Genomic DNA, 19933 nt, shown 5'->3' with positions numbered 1-19933 from the left:
GGTTCCTACTCAATCGCCGTAAGTAATGGGGTTGCAGGGGAAGGCAGGTTCGTCAGGGCAAGGACCTGCGCGGATCGCGCGGCCTCAAATCGCCAGAAACTGCCCGATGGAGCGACCCAGAGGGCCGCACTTGCGCCATTGGGAGACAGGGCCTGCAGATAGGCGAGCCGCTCCAGCGACGGCGCGTCCGAACGGCCGTCAGCGACCGCCCGGGTCAACAAGGACGCCTCGCCGGAGGTGTCGCCCGTCAGGCGATAAAGCACCCGCAGGCGCGCAAAATCGGCATCGCTGGGACTGGCGTCGTAGATCCGGCGCAGGATCGTCATCTCGCCGTGCACATCGCCCATCTGCCGGTAGAGATCGCTGAGCTCGCGCAGAGCCTCGATATTATCGACATGCAATGCCGGCTGCTGGGCGAGCAGCAGAGCAGCGCTATCGGGCTGTCGCGCCAGCATATAGAGCCTGAAGAGCATATAGCCCTCATAGTCGTTGAGCGGACGGTCCTCCTCGACGGCGACGAGTATATTGATCGCATCGCCATAGCGGCCCTCTGCAAGAAGGCCCTCGGCCTTTTCTTCGGTGCCGGGGAGCAAGGCCAGCGTGCCCGCAAGGCTCACGACGGCGAGGAGCATGATCGCTAGCAGCGTCCGGTCTGGCCGCGTCGGGGTCGCCGGCACGGCGCGATAGAGCTGGTTGGGATCCTGGAAACTAACGGGACCGGACATCGTCGAGCTCCCTGCTGCCGATGAAAATCGGAACCCCGAGGGCGTCGGCATTTTTGTGGGCCAAGGCCCTCGATTCCGCCGTATCGAGATATTCGATGAGAAAGACGGGCTTGCCCGAGGCGAGAAAGCGCTGCAGCGGCGTCAGGCTTGCGCGCAGCTCGCCCTTGGAATTGAGCGTGCCGTCGCCATCGAGGCCGAAGAACAGGTCTTCCTTGCCGACGCCATCGATAGCAGCCGCATAGTCGGGATAGTTCAACAGCTCTTCGGCATTCTGGCCGACGACGATGAACCCGGGATGGGCGCTGCGGGCATAGGCGGCAATGGTCGAGACGAACTCGACCATCAATTGCATGCGGCTGGCCCGTGAAACCTTTGGGTCGGACACGTCGAAGGCATCGATGCGGTCGAGATAGACCCCGTCAAAGCCCGCCGCCATGATGCTGTCGAGATAGGCTTCCGGCCCGCCCATGATCACGCTCTGCCAGGCAGGATCCCAATAGTGCACCGCATAATTGCCCGGCCAATCCGGGTTTTCTTTCCCGAGCCAGCCTGGTGGCGAAGCCTGCCAGCTCCGGTTCCAGTATGAGCGGTAGTCCTCGGCTTCCCCGATGCTGAGATAGGCCAGCACGATGCGCGCACCGCCATCGGGCTTGCGCTTCATGGCCATGACCTCGGATCGGCTGAACGCCTGCTCTGCCGAGCCATCGCGCGCATAGTCGATGACCATGAGATCATAGGGCGAATCTGCAACAAGATCGGGGTCCACCATCTGCAGCTGATAGCCCCAGCTGCGGGCGTCAGAGAGATGGGGGCGCACAGGCGTGGCGCAAACCGGGCTCGCCGAAACGGCCAGCGCCAGATGCATCATCACCGAGGCGCCAAGCATCGGCACGGAATGCAGTCTTCCGGATCTCGAACTGAGAATTTCGCTGATGCTCATCTTTTCCGCCGGGCGTTGCGCAGGCCGCTCCTGCGCCGTTCCCACAGATAGGACAGTGCCACCAGCACGGCATTGACGGCCATCAATGCGGTCCGACCTGCCCCCTCATAGCCTGATCTCGAACGACCTGCCGCGAACAGGCCTCTATTTTGGGAGTGCTGTCATGAACGAGCATATCAGTGCACAGAATTTGGTTCCCGACCCAGCCGTCCATGGCAGCGGCAGCACCGTGGCAATCAGGACCCTGCAGATCGCCACGCTCATCGGCGAAATCCTGCTCAGCGCCTATGCGCTGGCCGGCAATGGCTGGGGCGCGGTGGCGCTGGGGCACCTCGGCATCGTCGCCGCCCTCGTCTTTGTGATCGTTTGCCTCGAACGGGCCAGGATCGACACCGGCTCGCTGCAGACCTTCACCCTCTTGACCTTTGCCGGCGGGCCGATCGGCGCCGCAGCGGCCCTGCTCGGGGATCAGCCGATCTGGCGGCCCAAGGCCGACGCCCTGGACAAATGGTACAATACCATTGCCCCCGTCGAAGAGCCGGCCGTCACGCTGGTCGACATGATCATCGACGGGCGTCTCATCAGCCCGCAGACTCGCCTGCCGCGCCCCTATGATGCGCTCTTGAGCACCGGGACCATGCAGGAAAAACAGGGCCTCCTGGCCTATCTCGCGATCGAGGACGACGAAAAATTCGTCGAGGTCGCCCTGGCTCTGGCCCTGCGCAGCACCGATCAACGCGTACGCGTTCAGGCCGCCGCCGTCGCTGCCCATACGCGGGGCCGCAGCCGGCGCCGCCAATTGTCGAACATGAGTGAAAACGTCATCCAGGCCACGCTTGGTCGCCCCGCGGCGATCTGAGCGCGGCGCACAGCGTTCTGCGAAATTTTGGGGAGTTTCAATTATGTGGCGTGACGTGAACATGATGCCGGCCAATGCGCCGGAGCCCATCGCCGATATCTGCCTGATAGCGGAGGGTTGCTACCCCTACGTCGCCGGGGGCGTCTCCACCTGGATCGACTGGCTGATCCGCTCGCATCCCGAACTCACCTTCACGGTCCTCGCGATCCTGCCGGGCGCCCCGACCAGCGAGCCGCGCTATGCTAGGCCGGACAACCTCCTCTCGATCGAACACGTCCGGCTCGACGACAACAATATGGGCACGACGCATGACTGGCCGGCCGCGACCCCGGAATATACCGGCGAACTCATCGGCCACCTGCTGACCGACGGCGACACGCGCCAACTCAGCGAGTTGATGAAGCTCCTGGGCCCTCCGGGACGACGGGTCTCGCTCGATACCCTGCTCAACTCGCCGGAAGCCTGGCAGACCATGTGCTACCACTATGGCTCCATGGCCCATGCCTCGTTCCTGGGCTATTTCTGGGCCTGGCGGACGTTGGTCGGCGGCCTCTTCCGGGTCTTGACCTGCCCCCTGCCCCAGGCCCGCATCTATCACGCTGTTTCCACCGGCTATGCCGGCCTCATCGGTGCGCGCGCTGCCATCGAAACCGGCCGCAAGACGCTCATCACCGAGCACGGCATCTATTCCAACGAACGCCGCATCGAGATCCTGATGGCCGACTGGATTTCCAACAGCATCGATAACGGCCTCGACCTCTCCGATGACCGCAAGGATATCCGCGAACTCTGGGCCCGCAGCTTTGAAAGCTTTGCCCGCGTCGCCTACAATTCGGCCACCGAGATCGTGGCGCTTTATGAAGCCAACCAGACCTTCCAGCTGGCACTTGGTGCCGGCCCCGAAAAGCTGAGTGTCATTCCCAACGGCGTTGATTCAGAACGCTTCGGCCGGATCAAGCCGATCTCGCATGACCGCCCGACCATCGCCTTTATCGGCCGGGTCACGCCCATCAAGGACGTGCAGACCTTCATCGACGTCGCCGAACGGCTGCGACGACGCTTCCCCGACCTCCAGGCCCTCGTCATTGGCCCGATGGATGAGGACCCCGAATATGCGCAAAGTTGCATAACCGAGGTCAACCGGCGGCAATTGGCGGACACGGTGTCCTTCACCGGCCCGGTAAATGTCGTCGACTATCTCGGGCGCATCGACGTCCTGGTTCTCACCAGCATCAGCGAGGCTCTCCCCCTCGTTATCCTCGAAGCCGGCGCGGCAGGCGTTCCCTGCATTGCCACCGACGTCGGGGCATGCCGCGAAATCCTCGAAGGCCCAGCCAACGACGGGGAATCCATCGGCCCCGGCGGCATGGTCGCCCCCGTGGGCGCCAATGACGAAATCGCCCTGGCCATCGGCCTATTGCTCGCCGACCAGCAACGCCTCCACGCCTATGGCGACAATCTGCAACGCCGCGTGCGCAAGCACTATCGCGCCGAGGCCGTCGCCGACGCCTATGGCGCACTCTATGGGCGCAATTTCGCGCCTCAACCCCAAATGGTGTCGTGATGGCCGGGATAGGGTTTGCACTGAAAAAACTGAGCAGCCAGGACAATCTGGCTTCGCGATCCCTCGCCGGCGGTCACGCGATCATGATCGCCTCGGGCCCCTGGATCGTCATCATGATCGGTTTGGCGATGCTGCACATCCTGGGGCGGCCACTGCTCGATCCCACGGACCTGAAGGTCTTCAGCATCCTGGTGATCTACAGCTTCGCCCTGTCCCTCGTCATCACCTCGCCGATCTCGCTCGATGCGACGCTGCGGGTGTCGCGCATTCTCTTCCTGCGCCGCTTCGAGGAAGTGCACGGCATCTATCTCGCCGCCGTCTTTATCACCACCTTGCTGTCGCTGATCGGCGGAACCGTGGTCTTCTTCATGCTCATCCGCCTGCCGCTTGGCCTTGGCCTTGCAGCAATCATCTGCGTGGTTCAGGTGTCCCACCTGTGGCTCGCCATGTCCTTCGTCGCCGCCATCAAGCAATACGGCACGGTGACCTCGGCCTTTGCCTTGGGCCTGAGCTGTTCCATCATCTTCGGCACCTCGGCAGCCGCACTCGGCAATGGCCCCGGCGGCATGCTCATCGGCTTCAGTATCGGTCTCTGCATCTCGTTCTGCATCCTCAACTTCCTCATCCTCAAGACCTTCCCCGGCCCCTTGACAGCGCTGCGCGATCTGCCGGCAAAACTGCGCAAAATCCGTCCTGCATCAGGCACGTTCATCGCCGCCGGCATCTGCAGTGCCCTCGCCGTCTGGATCGACAAGATCATCGTCTGGCAATCGAGCGAGGGAACGGCCGTTGCCGATGGCCTCATCTATTCGGCCCGCTACGACAGCCCCATGTTCATGGCCTATCTGTCCATCGTGCCGGTGATGTCGATCCTGGTGGTCTGGCTCGAAACAACCTTCTTCAACAATTACCGCCACTATCGCGACATCGTGCATTCGGGCGGAACGCTGCGTCAGATCGACGAGCAACGGGCAAGCCTGGCGCAGAACGCCGTCGACACGGTCTTCTCAGCCTTCCTCATCCAGCTCACCATCAGCGTGTCCCTGGCGGTCATGGCGCCGCTTCTCGCCGACCTGCTCGGCCTGCCCTATGACGCCATTTCCGTGCTGCGCCTGGCGCTTGTCGGGGCCGCCTTCCACTTCCTGTTCCAGGCCAGTTGCGGGGTCATCCTCTTCGTCCAATACGGCAAGGCCTATCTCTGGCTGCAGGTTCTGTTCCTGGCCCTGAACGCGGCCGGCACGGCCATCATGCTGAGCAATCCCGACTATCTCGGACTCGGCTACGTCCTGGCCTCGATCGCCAGCGGAACCCTGGCCTATGCCGCCATGCGCCGCGCCTTGGGCACCCTCAATCGCCTGACTTTCGTCGTCAACAACCCAGCCATTACCGGCTGATTCATTGCAGAACGTAGATTATTGAGAGGCCGATATGAGCAGCGACAATCCGGTTATTTCCGGCACCGTCCGAGAGCCCCCGATAACTGCCGTTTCGTCCTCCCGGTCAAACGTGCTCGCCTTTGCCGAAGGTATCCTCTTGCTGGGCGGGGTGGCCCTCATCGAGCATTCCGGCTTGATGTCATTTGCCTCCTGGCCCGTTCATCCCTTCCTCTTCATCGCCATCCTGCTGAGCGCGCAATATGGCGTGCTCGGCGGCGTCCTCGCCGCCATGGGCGCAACCGCGATCTCCTACCTCAACGGCCTGCCAACGCGCCCCTTCGATATGTCCCATGCCGAATACTTTCGCCTGACCTGGGCCGACCCGCTCTCCTGGGTCCTTGCGGCGCTCATGGTGGGTATCGTGACATCCCGGCGCAGCCGAATGCTCGAGGAACAAGGCGAGCAATTGCGCAAGGCGCGCATGGCCGAGGGCTTGATAGCTGCGCAGTATCAGGTGCTGGCCCAGCGCACGCACAAGCTCGAGCGCAGTCTCGCCGGGCGCGCTGACTTGTCCATCCCCGAAAGCCCGCCGCCCCTGGCTGACACCGGCAAAGGTCGAGGCAAGACCCCTTCCCGGTCAAAAACGCGGCCAGTGCCTTCGATCGAACGCTGAAGGCAGGCCTGGCCCACGGCACATCTCCCGAAAGCCGTTCCAGCTTCGGGCGACATGCGCAAGCACAGGACTCCTAAGCGCAACAAGCGATCCGGCAGATCACGACACGCCTTAGTTTTCGAGGCTAGGCCACATCCGGCGAGCCGTATTGCTGGCTTCCACCCTGTTGCGCACCTGTAGCTTGGAGAAGGTGTTCGACAGATGAAACTTCACCGTACGCTCGGTGATGTCGAGACGCACCCCGATCTCCCGATTACTGAGCCCCCGCGCCAGAAACTGCAGGACCTGCGTCTCCTGTTTCGAGAGCTTGGCGTCTCCCGCCCGCGCGGCAGGGGCGGACTTGGTCCGCAACATGCCGAGCAACCGCCCGAACATGTCCTTGGGAATGACATTCTCTCCCTTGTTCACCAGGCGCACGATGCTGCGCATGTCGGAGCCGGTCGTGCCCTTGAGCACATAGCCATAGACCCCCGCCTCGACGGCGCGAGCAATATCATTCTCATCTTCTGAAGCGGTGACCACCACGATCCGGGTCTCGGGATGGGCCAGCACGATGTCGGGTATGCGCTCAAGGCCATCGTCGGCCATCTGCGCATCGAGCAAAAGTACATCCGGCCTCAGCGAGGCAACCAGTTCGACCGCTTCTGCGGCGCTGCCACCCTCGCCAACGGCCGAAATATCACCCTCGACCGTCACGGCCTGGATCAATCCAGTCCGGAACATCGGGTGATCATCAACGACCACGATCCTGATCATTTTGAGTTCGACCGCTGCCGGAGCCTAGACATTTCGCACCCACATCTCGAGGCGAGTCTGGCCATCCTTCTGCACGAAAGCCAGGTTGCCACCGATACTCTGGACGCGCGCCCGCAGACCATAAAGGCCAATGCCCCGATGGTCGGCTTGCTCCACGTAGTCTGTTAGATTTTTATTGGTGATCGACAATTTTAGCACCCCTCCCTGCATTGTCGCAGTCATCGTCTGCCCCTCCGGCAGACCATGGTGGAACGCGTTATTCAGACCCTCTTGGATAAATCGATACACACAAACACACAATTCAGGGGCAGCATGAACCGGTTCTACGCGGCTGTCCACGTCTATGGTGACACCGGTGCGACGAATGTGTTGTTGTATTGCGCGCTCGATGACCTGCGCCAGGTTGAGATCTTCTATGTCGGGCAAGACCAGCGCCAAAGCGATGGCGCGGATTTCTGAAAGCGCGCCCCCCAGCGTGTCCTCGATCTCGGCGACAACCGCCTCCCGCTCGTCCTTCTTGGCCAGCCGGCGGATCTGATCGAGCCGCAATACCGCAAAGCCGATCGTTTGCGCCGGCCCGTCATGAAGGTCCGTGCCGATAGTGCGCAGATGCTTGTCGGTAAATTCGGTCACGCTCAGCGAGGCACGTTGCGCCACCGCCTTCAGTTCGCGATGCCGGACTGCGCGCGCATGCGATTGCGCCAGTCGCCGATTGAGAATCCGCCCCTGCCGCTCGATCTTGCGGCTGCCTTCGAGCACGATGCCGAAGAGAGCAGCCATGACGATCAGGCCTATCGTGGCCGCCGTCGCCCAGCTCGACAGGGTCAGCGACCAGAGATCCTTTTCGAGCGACGCGGTCACCTCCCTGAGCTGGGCAACCGCAGCGATGTCCCCGGTTTCGCGGTTGCGCAGGGGGAAATAGACCTCGATAAAATCGGTCGTAAAGCCGTGCTCGGCATAGTCTTCCGAGCTCACATCGGTGAAATCGACGCCAATCTCGCCCGCAAAGGCGCGCTGCACCTTGATGGGCATTTCAAGTTGGCGCGCTTCCAGTTCCGGACTGTTGGAATAAAGGATGGTGCCGTCCGCGAGCCACAGGTCGAGATAGGGAAACTCGGCCAGAAGGGTCTCGTCATTCATCATCGCATCCAGCGCCAGCCGGTCGCTTTCGGCCAGGCGTCCATCCGAGCCAAGTTGCTGGATATGCGGGTCGATCATCCCCTCGACGAGCGCGGGCACCACCGTGCCCCGGCGCGCGAGCGTAATTTCGGTCATGGCGCTGGTGATAAGCACACCGCACAGGAGCATGGCGGCCACGGTGACGGCGCTACCGTAAAGGGCGAACTGGTGGGCGAGTGGGAGCCGCTTCCAGCGCTTCAGCACCCCTTTGAACACGCCTCGCCGATCGGTCAAATCTTGCTCCGCACGCAACGCCGTTCTCAACCAATTCGATAGTATACCTACAGTATTGCCTCTACCAGCCCTCCCCTCGAACAGGGGTTAATAGCGAGATTTTCCCGGCCGCAAATAAATTCAAGGCGGATCAGTGAGATACAAAATAATACTGACAGAAGAACTCACCAATCTCGGGCCGAGTACCTGTTCTTAAGTACAGTTTCCGACGGGCCAAAAGTCTAGTTCAGCGTCGGACCTTTATGCCGCCGATCGGCTAGACGTTCCGACCTGACGCCCAGCCGAGATGTTGGGCACTATCCTTCTCCGATGAAGGCTGCGGCAGTCGCCGGGCCAGGGATGGTGAAAGCCGCCTATTGCAGGCTGCGTTTTGCGCCGGAGGGGTAGTGATGGTTACCTATATCAAGAGCGACCTTGAATTCATTCTCAAGCAGATCAAGATTTCGGAAGCCGATGCCGCATTTCGACAGGGCATTTCGACCGGCGACCCGCTGAATGTGGCTAAGCCGCTGTTTGGGCCCGGAGGATCCATTCCGGCCTACAACATCGCCTGGGGCCTGCGCACGGTCGATGGCAGCTACAACCACCTCCTGCCCGGCCAGGAACAATGGGGCGCCTCGGACCGCGAGTTCAATGAGCTCGTGCCGCCGGAGTTTCGCACCGTCCTGGGCCCGGTAGACACCAATGGCCCCAATGTCCCGAACGGCGTTGTGCAATTTCCATTTCCCTACACACCGGGCAACGACGCCGATGGCGCTGGGCCTAACGCCACTCCCGGCGACGTCATTGACCCATCGGTCCGCACCACCAGCAACCTCATCGTTGATCAGACGCTGAGCAACCCGGCTGCGATCGTGACGGCGCTGACGCGCAACGGCATTGCCGGTGACCTGCTGGTCATTGCGTCCTCCATCATGGCTGCTTACGAGCCGCTCAAGCCCCTGTTCAAGGCGGTAGACGACGCACTCGACGCTTATTCGGAAGCGCAGGCGGCGGCCGACGTGGCCGTTCCTCCCAGCCCGGCGCTCGACGCCGCCGCCGCTGCCGCCCTGGTGGTTCTCCAGGCCGCCCAGACCGCACTTGCCGATGCCCGTGCGCTGGACGCCGATGGCGCCGGCCCGGGTGTCTCGTTCGATGACTTGCTCGCCGCCAACGGCGTCGAATTGAGCGGCGCCAATGTGGTTCTGCCCAATATCGCGCCCGACGAGGGCCTGTCAGCGCCGTTCAACTCCTGGTTCACCCTGTTCGGCCAATTCTTCGATCATGGTCTGGACCTCGTGAACAAGGGCGGGAACGGGACCGTCTTCATCCCGCTGACGACGGACGATCCACTTTATAATCCCGACCTTGACGGGGCCGACAACATTGCCGGAACCGCCGACGATCCAAACAACTTCATGGTGCTGACCCGCGCCACCACCTCACCTGGCGCCGATGGCATCCTCGGGGACAATCCCGCGACGCCGCTGGTCGATGAAAGCCTCGACGATGGCCGGCCGGTCAATACGACGACGGCCTATGTCGACCAGAATCAGACCTATACGTCCCATCCCTCGCATCAAGTGTTCCTGCGCCAATATGTGATGACCGCCGATGGTCCACGAGCAACGGGCCACCTGATCGAAGGCAACAATGGCGGCATGGCCAACTGGGGTGAACTCAAGGTCCAGACCAGCGACATGCTGGGCTTCGAGCTCCTGGACCAGGACGTGGGTAGTGTGCCGCTGCTGCGCACCGACCCCTATGGCAATTTCATCCGCGGCGCCAACGGCTTCCCGCTCGCAGTCACCGATATTGGCCCGGACGGCATACCCAATACCGCCGACGACCTTACGGTCGAGGGTAATCCAGCCGCCAATGGCGGATTGGGCGTCAGCCTTGTCGGCATTGTTCGCACCAATCAGGCCTTCCTGGCGGACATCGCCCACAATGCCGTGCCTGATGGTCTCGCCGATGGCGACATCACGATCGGTCTCGACAATGGCGATGGCTCGCAAACTGACGGAAACTATGACGACGAACTGCTCGACCGGCACTTCATCGCCGGCGATGGCCGCGTCAACGAAAATATCGGTCTAACGGCGGTGCACCATGTGTTCCATGCCGAGCACAACCGGCTGGCCGACCACACCAAGGAAGTGGTGGTGGCCGACGCCCAGGCAATGCTGCTTGGCGGCGCAAGCCACGCCGAGGCCGTGGCATTCCTGAACGAATGGCTGGAAGTCGATGTGGCTACCGTCCCGACCACCGTGGGGCAGATCAGCGCCCTGGTGTGGGATGGCGAGCGCCTGTTCCAGGCCGCCAAGTTCGGCACCGAAATGCAGTACCAGCACCTCGTCTTCGAGGAGTTCGCACGCAAGGTCACACCGTCGATCAACACATTCCTCGTGCCTGACGGTTTTGACACCACCCTCGATCCCACGATCGTCGCGGAGTTCGCCCACACCGTCTACCGCTTCGGCCACTCCATGCTGAACGAGGATATCGAAAGGTTCGACGCGAATTTCGCTGCCGACCATATTGGCCTGATCCAGGGCTTCCTGAACCCGGTCCAGTTCGACACCAACGGCACGGTGAATGACGCAGTCGCTGCCGGTGACATCATCCGCGGCATGACCCGGCAAACCGGCAATCATATCGACGAGTTCGTCACCAGCGCCCTGCGCAACAATCTCCTGGGCCTGCCGCTCGACCTTGCAACCATCAACCTGGCGCGTGGTCGCGATACCGGCGTGCCAACCTTGCAGGACGCGCGCCGTTCCTTCTACGAAATGACCAACCAGGACGCCCAGCTAAAACCCTATGAGAGCTGGACGGATTTCGCCCTCAACCTCAAGAACGAAGTCTCGATCATCAACTTCATCGCGGCCTATGGCACGCACCCGTTGATCACCGGACAGACCACAATCGAGGGCAAGCGCGACGCTGCCCTGACGATCATTACCGGCAATTCTGTCGGCGGGCTGACCGTACCAACTGACCGGCTCGACTTCCTCAATGCAACGGGCACCTACGCACCCGACGGGGTCGGTGCGAACGACGACACGCTTGGCGGACTCGACAATGTCGATCTGTGGATCGGCGGCCTCGCTGAAAGGACCATGCCGTTCGGCGGCATGCTCGGTTCGACATTCCAGTTCGTCTTCGAACGCCAGATGGAGAACCTGCAAAGCGGCGACCGCTTCTACTATCTGCAGCGGCTCGACGGGTTGCACCTGTTCGGCGAGATGGAGGCGAACTCCTTCGCCGCCATGATCATGCGCAACACCAACGCAACCCACCTGCCCTCCGACGTCTTCTCGGCTCCGGGACTGATCCTGGAGGTCAACCAAGCCAGGCAGTTCAATGACTCCAATGGCGATGGCGTGCTGGATTCGCTCGACCCCTTGGGGCCGGGCCTGCTGACCCAGCTGGTCATCCGCAACAACCCGGCAACGCCGGGAGCTGACACCAACTATCTGCGCTATACCGGGGGCGACCACGTCGTCCTGGGCGGCACTGACAGTGCCGACACCCTGATTGGCGGCATCGGCGACGATACGCTGCATGGTGACGGTGGCAACGACAAGCTCGAAGGCGGGTTCGGTAACGACATCATCAATGCCGGTGCCGGCGACGATATCATCGTCGACATTGGCGGCGACGACAACGTCAAGGCCGGCGACGGCAATGACGTCGTCCATGCCGGCCCCGGCCTCGACCTGATCCTTGGTGGCGCCGGGACGGACTTCATCTTCCTCGGCACCGACGAGGGGTCCGAAGTGTTTGCCGGCACAGGCGACGACTTCGTCTATGGCAACAAGAATGCCGAACGCATTCTCGGCAACGAAGGCAGTGACTGGATCGAAACCGGCACGTTCGACGGCGCGCCTGGCGACAACTTCGACGAAGTCTTCGCCCAGGACGAGATCAACGGCCACGACGTGTTCCTGGGTGATGGCGGCTTCGACGAGTTCATCGGCGAAGGCGGCAATGACATCATGGTCGGCAGTGCCGGCCGCGGCAAAATGGTGGGCATGTCTGGCTTCGACTGGGCGACCTACAAGGACAATACGCTAGCGGTGAATGCGGATCTTTCGATCCCCATCATCTTCGACGAAGCGCCTGTCCTGCCCCAAAATGCAGCGCTGGACGAGTATGAATCGGTCGAGGGCCTGTCAGGTACCAAGTTCAACGATATCCTGACCGGTACCGAGGATCTGGCGGCAGACCGTGCGCCGCTGGCACAAGGCGGCACGACCGGCTATCGCGGCAGCGTGCTGACCGCCGAAGGCATCGCCCTCATCCAGGGCCTGCAGGAGCTGCTCGGCGCTGGCGTCACAACCTTCGATGCTGGCGACATCATCCTCGGCGGCGACGGCAGCGACACCATGCGCGGCAATGGCGGCGACGACATCCTCGATGGTGACAAGTGGCTCGACGTGCAGATCGGGGTCTATGCCCCCGGCGACGTGGACCATGAGGGCGAGCCGATCGCCCTGCACAACTCGATGACGACACTTGCCGCCTCGATGTTCAACGGTTCGATCAATCCGGCGCAGCTGGGAATCGTGCGGACCATCCGCAACAGCAATGACCAAACCGACAGCGACGGCATCGCCGATGTCGACCGGGCGGTCTTTTCGGGCGCCCGGGCCGAATACGACATCGACTTCAGCCCGGACGGCACCATAACGGTGGCCCATGTCGGCGGCACGCAGGCCGACGGCACCGACACCGTGCGGAACGTCGAAGTGCTTGATTTCACCGACCAGGACGTCCTGTTGCAAGTGCCAACGCTGGACCTGCATGGCCCAACTACGGCCACAACGACCGCCACGGTGGCTCAGGCCTATCGCGACGAGTTCGCATCGAACGCTTACAACCTCAACAACGGCGCCTCGAACTGGAATGGAAACTGGACCGAGACCAACGACGGGGCTGGGGCCGGCAGCCCTACGGCGGGCGACATCCAGGTAGCTGGGGGCCGGCTACAGTTTAACAACGCAACGGACGGCGGCGAATATGTGGCTCGTGCTGTCAATCTCGCGGGCGTAACGAGGGCAACGCTCTCATTCTCCTGGGAGGCAGACGATCTAGATGGCGGCAATGAGACCGTGTCTGTCGAGGCGCGAAACTCTACGACCGGCGCATGGACCACGATCGGCACGTTCGGCGGCGACACTACCGGTAGTTTCTCGCAGACATTGGCCGCGGGGCTGACCGGAGCGAACACTCAAATCCGCTTTATTGCCAATGGTAGCCTGGAAGGCGACGACAATTTCTATATCGACAACGTCAACATCCAGACCGAGATCGACACGCTTACGCCTGTTCCCGGTGCCCCCGGCAACAACTACGCCGGTACTTTCACCGAAGACGGCGGCGGCGTGGCCATCGTTGCCGGGCCGGTGATCACCGATGACGGCACGACCATCGCTTCGGCCCGGGTGGTGCTGACCAATGCCAGCGACGGCGACACTCTCTCTGCCGCAGGCTTGCCTGCCGGAATCACGGCGGCAGTCACCAATGTCGCCGGGCAGATCACATTGACACTGACGGGCAATGCTTCGCCCGCCGCGTACCAGACAGCGCTGCAGCAGGTGCGGTTCAACAACCCATCGAACAACCCAAGCACGGTTGCCCGTGTGTTGCAGGTGACGGTCAATGATGGCCTGCTCAACAGCGCGATCGCCACGGCCACGATCTCGGTCGTGGCACAGAACGACGCACCCGTTGGCAATGCCGACACCGTCATCACCAACGTGGCTGCCGGGACAACCTTCTCGATCGCGCGGTCGGCCCTCTTGGCCAACGACACGGATCCCGAAGGCAGCGCCCTCAGCATCACCGCGGTGGGCTCGCAGATCGGCCTCAATGCGCCGGCTCTCGGCGTGGATGTAGTGACCGTCTCGGATCTTACGACCGGTCCGGCCGGCGGTTCCTTCAACTACGTCGTCAGCGATGGTGCTCTTACGGATGCCGCCAACCTGGTGACCGTCGTCCGTCAGACCGGCACGATCACTGGTACGGGCACCAGCGACATCATCGTCGGGGATACATTGGGCACGACGATCAACGGCAATGGCGGCAACGACAATATCAATGCCGGCGACGGCAGTGACACGATCGTCGCTGGCACAGGCGATGACATCATCCTGGGCGGTACCGGCAACGATACGATCGTGTGGAACACCAACCTGGCCGGAAGCGACACCGACGGCTTCGACATGGTCAACGGACAGGACGGCGGCAGCGATACCTTCGTGGTCAACGGACGTGCGGGGCTAGCCGAAACGTTCCGGATTTACGCCAGGCAGGCAGCTCTCGACGCTGGCATCCCGGTGACCGGGGCCGACAGCGAAATCATCATCACCCGCACGGTTGGGGCGACGATGACCGTCATCGCCGAGCTCGACAATATCGAGGAGATCAGTGTTAACACGCTGAACACCACGGCGAATAACGGGAATAACCCGAATACCCCCGACGGCGGCGCATCGAACGGCGACACGATCCAGGTGATCGGCAACTTCAATTCGCCCTTCACTAGCCTCAACTTCAGCACGATCACCATCGACGGCAATGCTGGCGACGACACGGTCGATATCTCGGCCCTGAGTTCGGCACATCGCATCGTGTTCAAGTCCAATGGCGGCCACGACACAATCGTGGGCAGCTTGCGACCCCAGGACGTGATCGAGCTGCCGGAGGGGATGACGCTGGACGACTTCGACGAAACCACTGACGAGAACGGCGTGACCACGCTGACCAATGGCCAGCACAGCATTTCCTACGTGGCGACCGGCGAGGGCCCGCAGATCGGCGGTGACGACGACGACGAGGATGAGGACGACGACGAAGACGACGATCACGAAGATGACGACTGCGACGATGACGATGATGACGATGCCTCGTCTGCTGGTGGTCCTGTTCTTGGGACGCCGCAGGATGATGTGTTGCTGGGAACGTCCGGCGGGGACCTGGTGTTCGGCTTTGCCGGGACGGACTACATCATCGCCAATGCCGGAGTGGACGTGATCCGGGCGGGTGCCGGTGATGACTTCGTCGATGCCGGAGCGGGTCGCGATGTGGTCTTTGCCGATGATGGTGACGATGATGTCTTCGGCGGCGATGACGATGACCTGCTCTATGGCGAGGCGGGTGACGATCGCCTCTTCGGTGGCTCGGGCAATGACCTCATCGATGCCGGGGCAGATGACGACACCGTCTTCGGTGGCGCCGGCAACGACCTCTTCGTCGGTTCGCTGAATGATGGCAACGACACCTATTATGGTGGCGAGATCTCGGGCGATGCCGGCAATGACACGCTGGACCTGGCCTTCCTCACCGCCGATGCCACGGTGGACCTGGGCACCGGGGTGGGTGGCCGCGGCAGCGCGGTGTCGAGCCAGAGTGGCACCGATACGCTCTATGGGGTGGAGAATGTCACCACCGGCTCGGGCGATGACGTGATCACCATGAGCAATGCCGTCAATGTGGTGGATGGCGGGGCGGGTGAAGACATCTTCGTCTTCGGATCGGCCACTGCCGCCCATGGCGACACGATCAAGGGCTTTGAGGCCGGCGACAAGATCGATCTCTCGGGGATCGATGCCAATGCCGGGGTGGCGGGGAACAACAGCTTCACCCTCCAAACCTCCACCACGGCCCCGGGCCAGATCGTGGTCACCCATGAGACGCGGGAGGATGGGGAATATACCGTCATCTCGGGCAATACGGCCGGGGACAATGCCCCCGAGTTCCGGATCAGCATTGCCGGCAACCACGCCCTGACCGGCACCGACTTCAACCTTTAGCCTCCAACTGCCCGGCCGGTTTAACCGGCCGGGCTTTTTCCTTTCGATAATCCACCATTCCGGGGGCTGATCATGGCATCGACGACAAAGGTTTTAGCCGAACATCGCGGCGACGAGATGCTGCGCCGGGAGTTCAAGGGCGTCGCGGTCTTCCTGTTCTGGATCTCGGGCATCATCAATGTGCTGGCTCTGACCGGCTCGTTCTACATGCTGCAGATCTATGACCGGGCCCTGACCAGCGGCTCCATCCCGACCCTCCTGGCGCTCTCCATCCTCGTTATCGGCCTCTATCTCTTCCAGGGCGTCTTCGACATCGTGCGCAGCCAGCTCTTGGTGCGCATCGGCGCCCGCTTTGATCGCATGCTGGCCCCCATTGCCCATCGCGTCAGCGTCGACATGCCCCGCTTCGGCTTTTCCACCGGCGAGGCATTGGAGCGCGGCCGCGACGTCGACACCATCCGCACTTTTATGGGCAGCCAGGGCCCGGTGGCCCTGTTCGACCTGCCCTGGGTGCCGCTCTACATTCTGTTCGTCTACTTCCTCCACCCCGTGCTCGGCGCCCTGACGCTGGGTGGCGCCTTTGTCCTGACCCTCCTCACCATCTGGACCGAACTCAAATCCAGAAAGCTCGCCGCCGCCGCCCAACAGGCCTTCCTCACCCGCAATGCCGTGGCTGACTCCAATGCCCGCAATGCCGATATCTTGAAAGCCATGGGCTTTGCCGGCCGGGCCGTCAGCCGCTTCAACGAGGTCAACCAGGACCACCTGACCCTGCAGACCCGCGCCAGCGATGTCATCGGCACCTTTGGCGCCTTCTCGCGCATTTTGAGGATGGTGCTGCAATCGGCCCTATTGGGCGTCGGTGCTTACCTGACGATTCAGGGTCAGATGTCTGCCGGCGCCATCATCGCCGTCTCGGTCGCTTCCTCCCGCGCCTTGGCCCCCATCGACATGGCCATCGGCAATTGGAAGGGCGTCGTCGCCGCCCGCCAGGCGTTCAAGCGCCTGCGCGATACCATGGTGGCCCTTTCCAACATGACCAAACCGCTCGACCTGCCGGCCCCCTCCAAGTCGCTCAAGGTGGACAAGATCTCGGTGGCAGCCCCCGCCTCGGGCCGCGTGTTGCTGACCGAAGTCGCCTTCGAGCTCAATGCCGGCCAGGGTCTTGGGGTGATCGGCCCCAGCGGCGGCGGCAAGACCACGCTGGTCCGGGCCCTGACCGGTATCTGGCCATCCCTGCGCGGTGCCATCCGTCTCGACGAGGCTGACCTCACCCAGTGGGACGAGGACAAGCTCGGCCAATATGTGGGCTATCTCCCCCAGGACGTGGCCCTGCTCGATGGCACGATCGTGGAGAACATCACCCGCCTGGCCCCGCAGCGCGATGCCCGCGCCATTGTCGCGGCCACCAAGGCGGCGGGCGTGCACGAGATGATCGTCAGGCTCCCCGATGGCTATGACACCCAGCTCGGCCCCATGGGCACCGCCCTCTCGGCCGGCCAGCGCCAGCGCATTGGTCTGGCCCGGGCGCTTTATGGCGATCCCTTCGTGGTCATCATGGACGAGCCCAATGCCTTCCTCGATGCCGAGGGCGAACAGGCGCTGAACCTGGCCATCCGCCAGATCCGGGCCCGCGGCGGCATTGCCATTGTCGTTGCCCATCGGCCCTCGATCCTGGCCGAGGTCGACATGGTGGCCGTCATCCAGAATGGCCGGCTGACCGCCTTCGGTCCCAAGGAAGAGATCGTTGCCGGCCAGCGCCAGGCCAACCTCAATACCAATGCCGGTGGCCTCAAAGTGGTCGAGCCGCGGACGGAAACGGGAGGCATGGCATGATCATCGAGGCCAAATCCAGCCAGCAGCAGCACCAAAAATCCGATCCGGCCGACCTGCGGAAGAAGCTCGAGTTCAACGTTCCCGAGAAAACCTCGCGCCTGCCGGTCTATCTGGCGCTGTTCTTCACCGGCATCGCCGCCTATGTGAAAAGCGTCTTTCCGGCTGACGCCCAGGACCAGGTGTCCCCCGGCACCGAAGCCAATCCCGCCGCCAATAGCGGTGCCCCGCGCGGCACCCGCCACGAACCCGGCGGCCCCGGGGTCGATCTCATGACCACCGGCGGCATCGAGGAAGAACAGCCCCGGAGTGCAGTCCGGCACGCCGCCCTGGGCTGGGACGAGGCTTTTACCATGCCCGACCCGATCGCCTTCCACTATACCGCGGCCTCCTTCGACTTCCTGGGCCCCAATGTCGCCCCCTTCTTCCCTGCTGCCGTCCACTACCGGCCGCAGAACGACAATGCCGCCCTCTTCGATCGCGCCGAGCCGAACATCACCCCGTCTTCCTCTGGTCCAAAGTCTCATCAGGACACCCCGAGCCCCAGCGAGGACGACGGCGACAATGACAATGCCGACCTGGACGAAGACGACGAGGATGATGACGACGACAACGCCACCAACCGCGCCCCCACCGTTCTGGGCCCGGTCCGCCTCCACGACGTCTTTGCCGGCCAGGTCGTGCTGATCGGCCTCTCCCAGCTGCTCTTTGGGGCCAGCGATCCCGACAATGATATCCTGACCATCAACGACCTCACCGTCACTGGCGCCACCCTGGTGCAGACCAGTGCAGGCTGGACCCTGACCACGCTCCCCGGCATGCTCGGGCTCGTCACCTTCACCTATGAGATCAGCGATGGCCTGATCGAGATCGTGCAGACCGCCAGTCTCGAGATCGTCCGCAACCAGGTGCACCTGACCGCCAATGCCGACGTCTATGCCGGCACCCCCTGGGACGACGACATCGACGCTCTGCCCGGTCATGACATCATCGACGCCCGCGCCGGCAATGACAGCGTCACCGGCGGGCTCGGCGACGACCACATTCTTGGCGGGGACGGCGACGACACCCTCTTTGGCAATGAAGGCAATGACATCATCTTCGGCGGCGAGGGCAACGACACCATCGGCGGCGGCCCCGGCAATGACCAGCTCTTCGGCGAAGCCGGCAATGACATCATCCATGGCGACCAAGGCAACGACACCATCGAGGGCGGTACAGGCGACGACATCATCAATGGCGGTGAGGGTGACGACACCATTGAAGGCAATGAAGGCAACGACACCGTCGCCGCCGGAGCCGGAAACGACACCGCCAAGGGTGGCGAGGGCGACGATGTTATCCACGGCGACGAAGGGGACGACACAATAGAAGGCAACGAAGGCGACGACATTCTCGATGGCGATGAAGGGGACGACATCATCGCCCCCGGCACCGGCAATGACCGCGTCGATGGCGGCGAGGGCCATGATACGCTCGACTATTCGACCTTCACTGCCGACATTCATCTCGACTTCGAGGCCGGCACCGCCTTGAGCGAAGAGATCGGCGAAGACCTTTTCGAAAGTATCGAGGAAATCATCGGCGGCGAGGGCAATGACACCTTCGTCTTCGGCGCCACCGCAGCCATCGTTGCGGGTGGAGAGGGCCACGACCTCTTTATCTTTGCCGTGGCCGATGAAAGGCCCACCCTGAGCCACCAGATCGTCTTCGGCATTCTCGACTTCGTCGTTGGCGACCGCATTCACGTTGCCCAGTACGAAATATCCCGCCGGGCCGAACGGCTCGAAGAAGAGCGCTTTGGCGATGTCTACGATGCCATCGACGATGGCTTCGAGGCCGGCCTGCCGATCCGCGTCACCTATGCGACCTACGACGATATCGACCACACCATCATCGAGGCCGACGTCGACCGAAACGACTTCTATGAAATCTCCATAACCCTGGATGGCGTCCACTTGCCTCTAGCGATCGGCAATCAAGTCGCTTAACCGG

Annotated in this window: 11 protein-coding genes; 7 read left to right on the top strand and 4 right to left on the bottom strand. The window is 62.5% G+C overall.

The annotated features are described in order from the left end of the window. Nucleotides 1-5: 5 nt before the first annotated feature. Both ACSQ2A_RS10500 and ACSQ2A_RS10495 read right to left on the bottom strand, forming a co-directional pair. Nucleotides 6-725, bottom strand: a complete 720-nt coding sequence (locus ACSQ2A_RS10500) for a tetratricopeptide repeat protein (RefSeq protein WP_436072184.1) — start codon at nt 723-725, stop codon at nt 6-8. After that, nucleotides 709-1665 carry an MJ1477/TM1410 family putative glycoside hydrolase gene (locus tag ACSQ2A_RS10495; RefSeq protein ID WP_436072183.1) on the bottom strand — a complete coding sequence of 319 codons (957 nt, stop codon included), beginning with the start codon at nt 1663-1665 and terminating at the stop codon, nt 709-711. The genes ACSQ2A_RS10500 and ACSQ2A_RS10495 overlap by 17 nt, the downstream gene beginning before the upstream one ends. A 163-nt stretch (nt 1666-1828) precedes the next feature. Here ACSQ2A_RS10495 and ACSQ2A_RS10490 point away from each other — a divergent pair, with 163 nt between their 5' ends. The 4 genes from ACSQ2A_RS10490 to ACSQ2A_RS10475 are packed head-to-tail and all read left to right on the top strand — an operon-like array spanning nt 1829 to nt 6137. Beyond that, on the top strand, nt 1829-2524 hold the full coding sequence (locus tag ACSQ2A_RS10490; RefSeq protein ID WP_436072182.1) for a hypothetical protein: 696 nt from the start codon (nt 1829-1831) through the stop codon (nt 2522-2524). Nucleotides 2525-2567: 43 nt separating this feature from the next. Then, nucleotides 2568-4088 (top strand): GT4 family glycosyltransferase PelF, encoded by a 1521-nt coding sequence (pelF, locus tag ACSQ2A_RS10485; RefSeq protein ID WP_436072181.1) that lies wholly within the window; start codon nt 2568-2570, stop codon nt 4086-4088. Then, complete coding sequence (pelG, locus tag ACSQ2A_RS10480; protein ID WP_436072180.1) at nt 4088-5482, top strand: exopolysaccharide Pel transporter PelG; 1395 nt, start codon at nt 4088-4090, stop codon at nt 5480-5482. The genes pelF and pelG overlap by 1 nt, the downstream gene beginning before the upstream one ends. Before the next feature lie 34 nt (nt 5483-5516). After that, nucleotides 5517-6137: a hypothetical protein gene (locus ACSQ2A_RS10475; protein WP_436072179.1), complete on the top strand. Its 621-nt coding sequence runs from the start codon at nt 5517-5519 to the stop codon at nt 6135-6137. 111 nt (nt 6138-6248) lie between these two features. On the opposite strand, the gene ACSQ2A_RS10470 is transcribed toward ACSQ2A_RS10475, so the two are convergent. Both ACSQ2A_RS10470 and ACSQ2A_RS10465 read right to left on the bottom strand, forming a co-directional pair. Further along, nucleotides 6249-6893 carry a response regulator gene (locus ACSQ2A_RS10470; protein ID WP_295415194.1) on the bottom strand — a complete coding sequence of 215 codons (645 nt, stop codon included), beginning with the start codon at nt 6891-6893 and terminating at the stop codon, nt 6249-6251. Nucleotides 6894-6917: 24 nt separating this feature from the next. Then, on the bottom strand, nt 6918-8306 hold the full coding sequence (locus tag ACSQ2A_RS10465) for a sensor histidine kinase (protein WP_436072178.1): 1389 nt from the start codon (nt 8304-8306) through the stop codon (nt 6918-6920). A gap of 389 nt (nt 8307-8695) precedes the next feature. On the opposite strand from ACSQ2A_RS10465, the gene ACSQ2A_RS10460 reads away from it, so the two are divergent. From ACSQ2A_RS10460 to ACSQ2A_RS10450, 3 genes are all read left to right on the top strand, one after another. Next, nucleotides 8696-16105 carry a peroxidase family protein gene (locus ACSQ2A_RS10460; RefSeq protein ID WP_436072177.1) on the top strand — a complete coding sequence of 2470 codons (7410 nt, stop codon included), beginning with the start codon at nt 8696-8698 and terminating at the stop codon, nt 16103-16105. Between the two features lie 72 nt (nt 16106-16177). After that, nucleotides 16178-17941 carry a type I secretion system permease/ATPase gene (locus tag ACSQ2A_RS10455; RefSeq protein WP_295410010.1) on the top strand — a complete coding sequence of 588 codons (1764 nt, stop codon included), beginning with the start codon at nt 16178-16180 and terminating at the stop codon, nt 17939-17941. After that, entirely contained in the window at nt 17938-19929 is a 1992-nt protein-coding gene (locus ACSQ2A_RS10450; RefSeq protein WP_436072176.1) for a calcium-binding protein, read from the top strand. The genes ACSQ2A_RS10455 and ACSQ2A_RS10450 overlap by 4 nt, the downstream gene beginning before the upstream one ends. Nucleotides 19930-19933 lie beyond the last annotated feature (4 nt).

Source organism: Devosia sp. LjRoot3 (assembly GCF_964252865.1).
In the GTDB taxonomy this organism is placed as follows: domain Bacteria; phylum Pseudomonadota; class Alphaproteobacteria; order Rhizobiales; family Devosiaceae; genus Devosia.
Note: the sequence above shows the minus strand (reverse complement) of the source record. Positions and strands in the feature narration are given on the sequence as shown.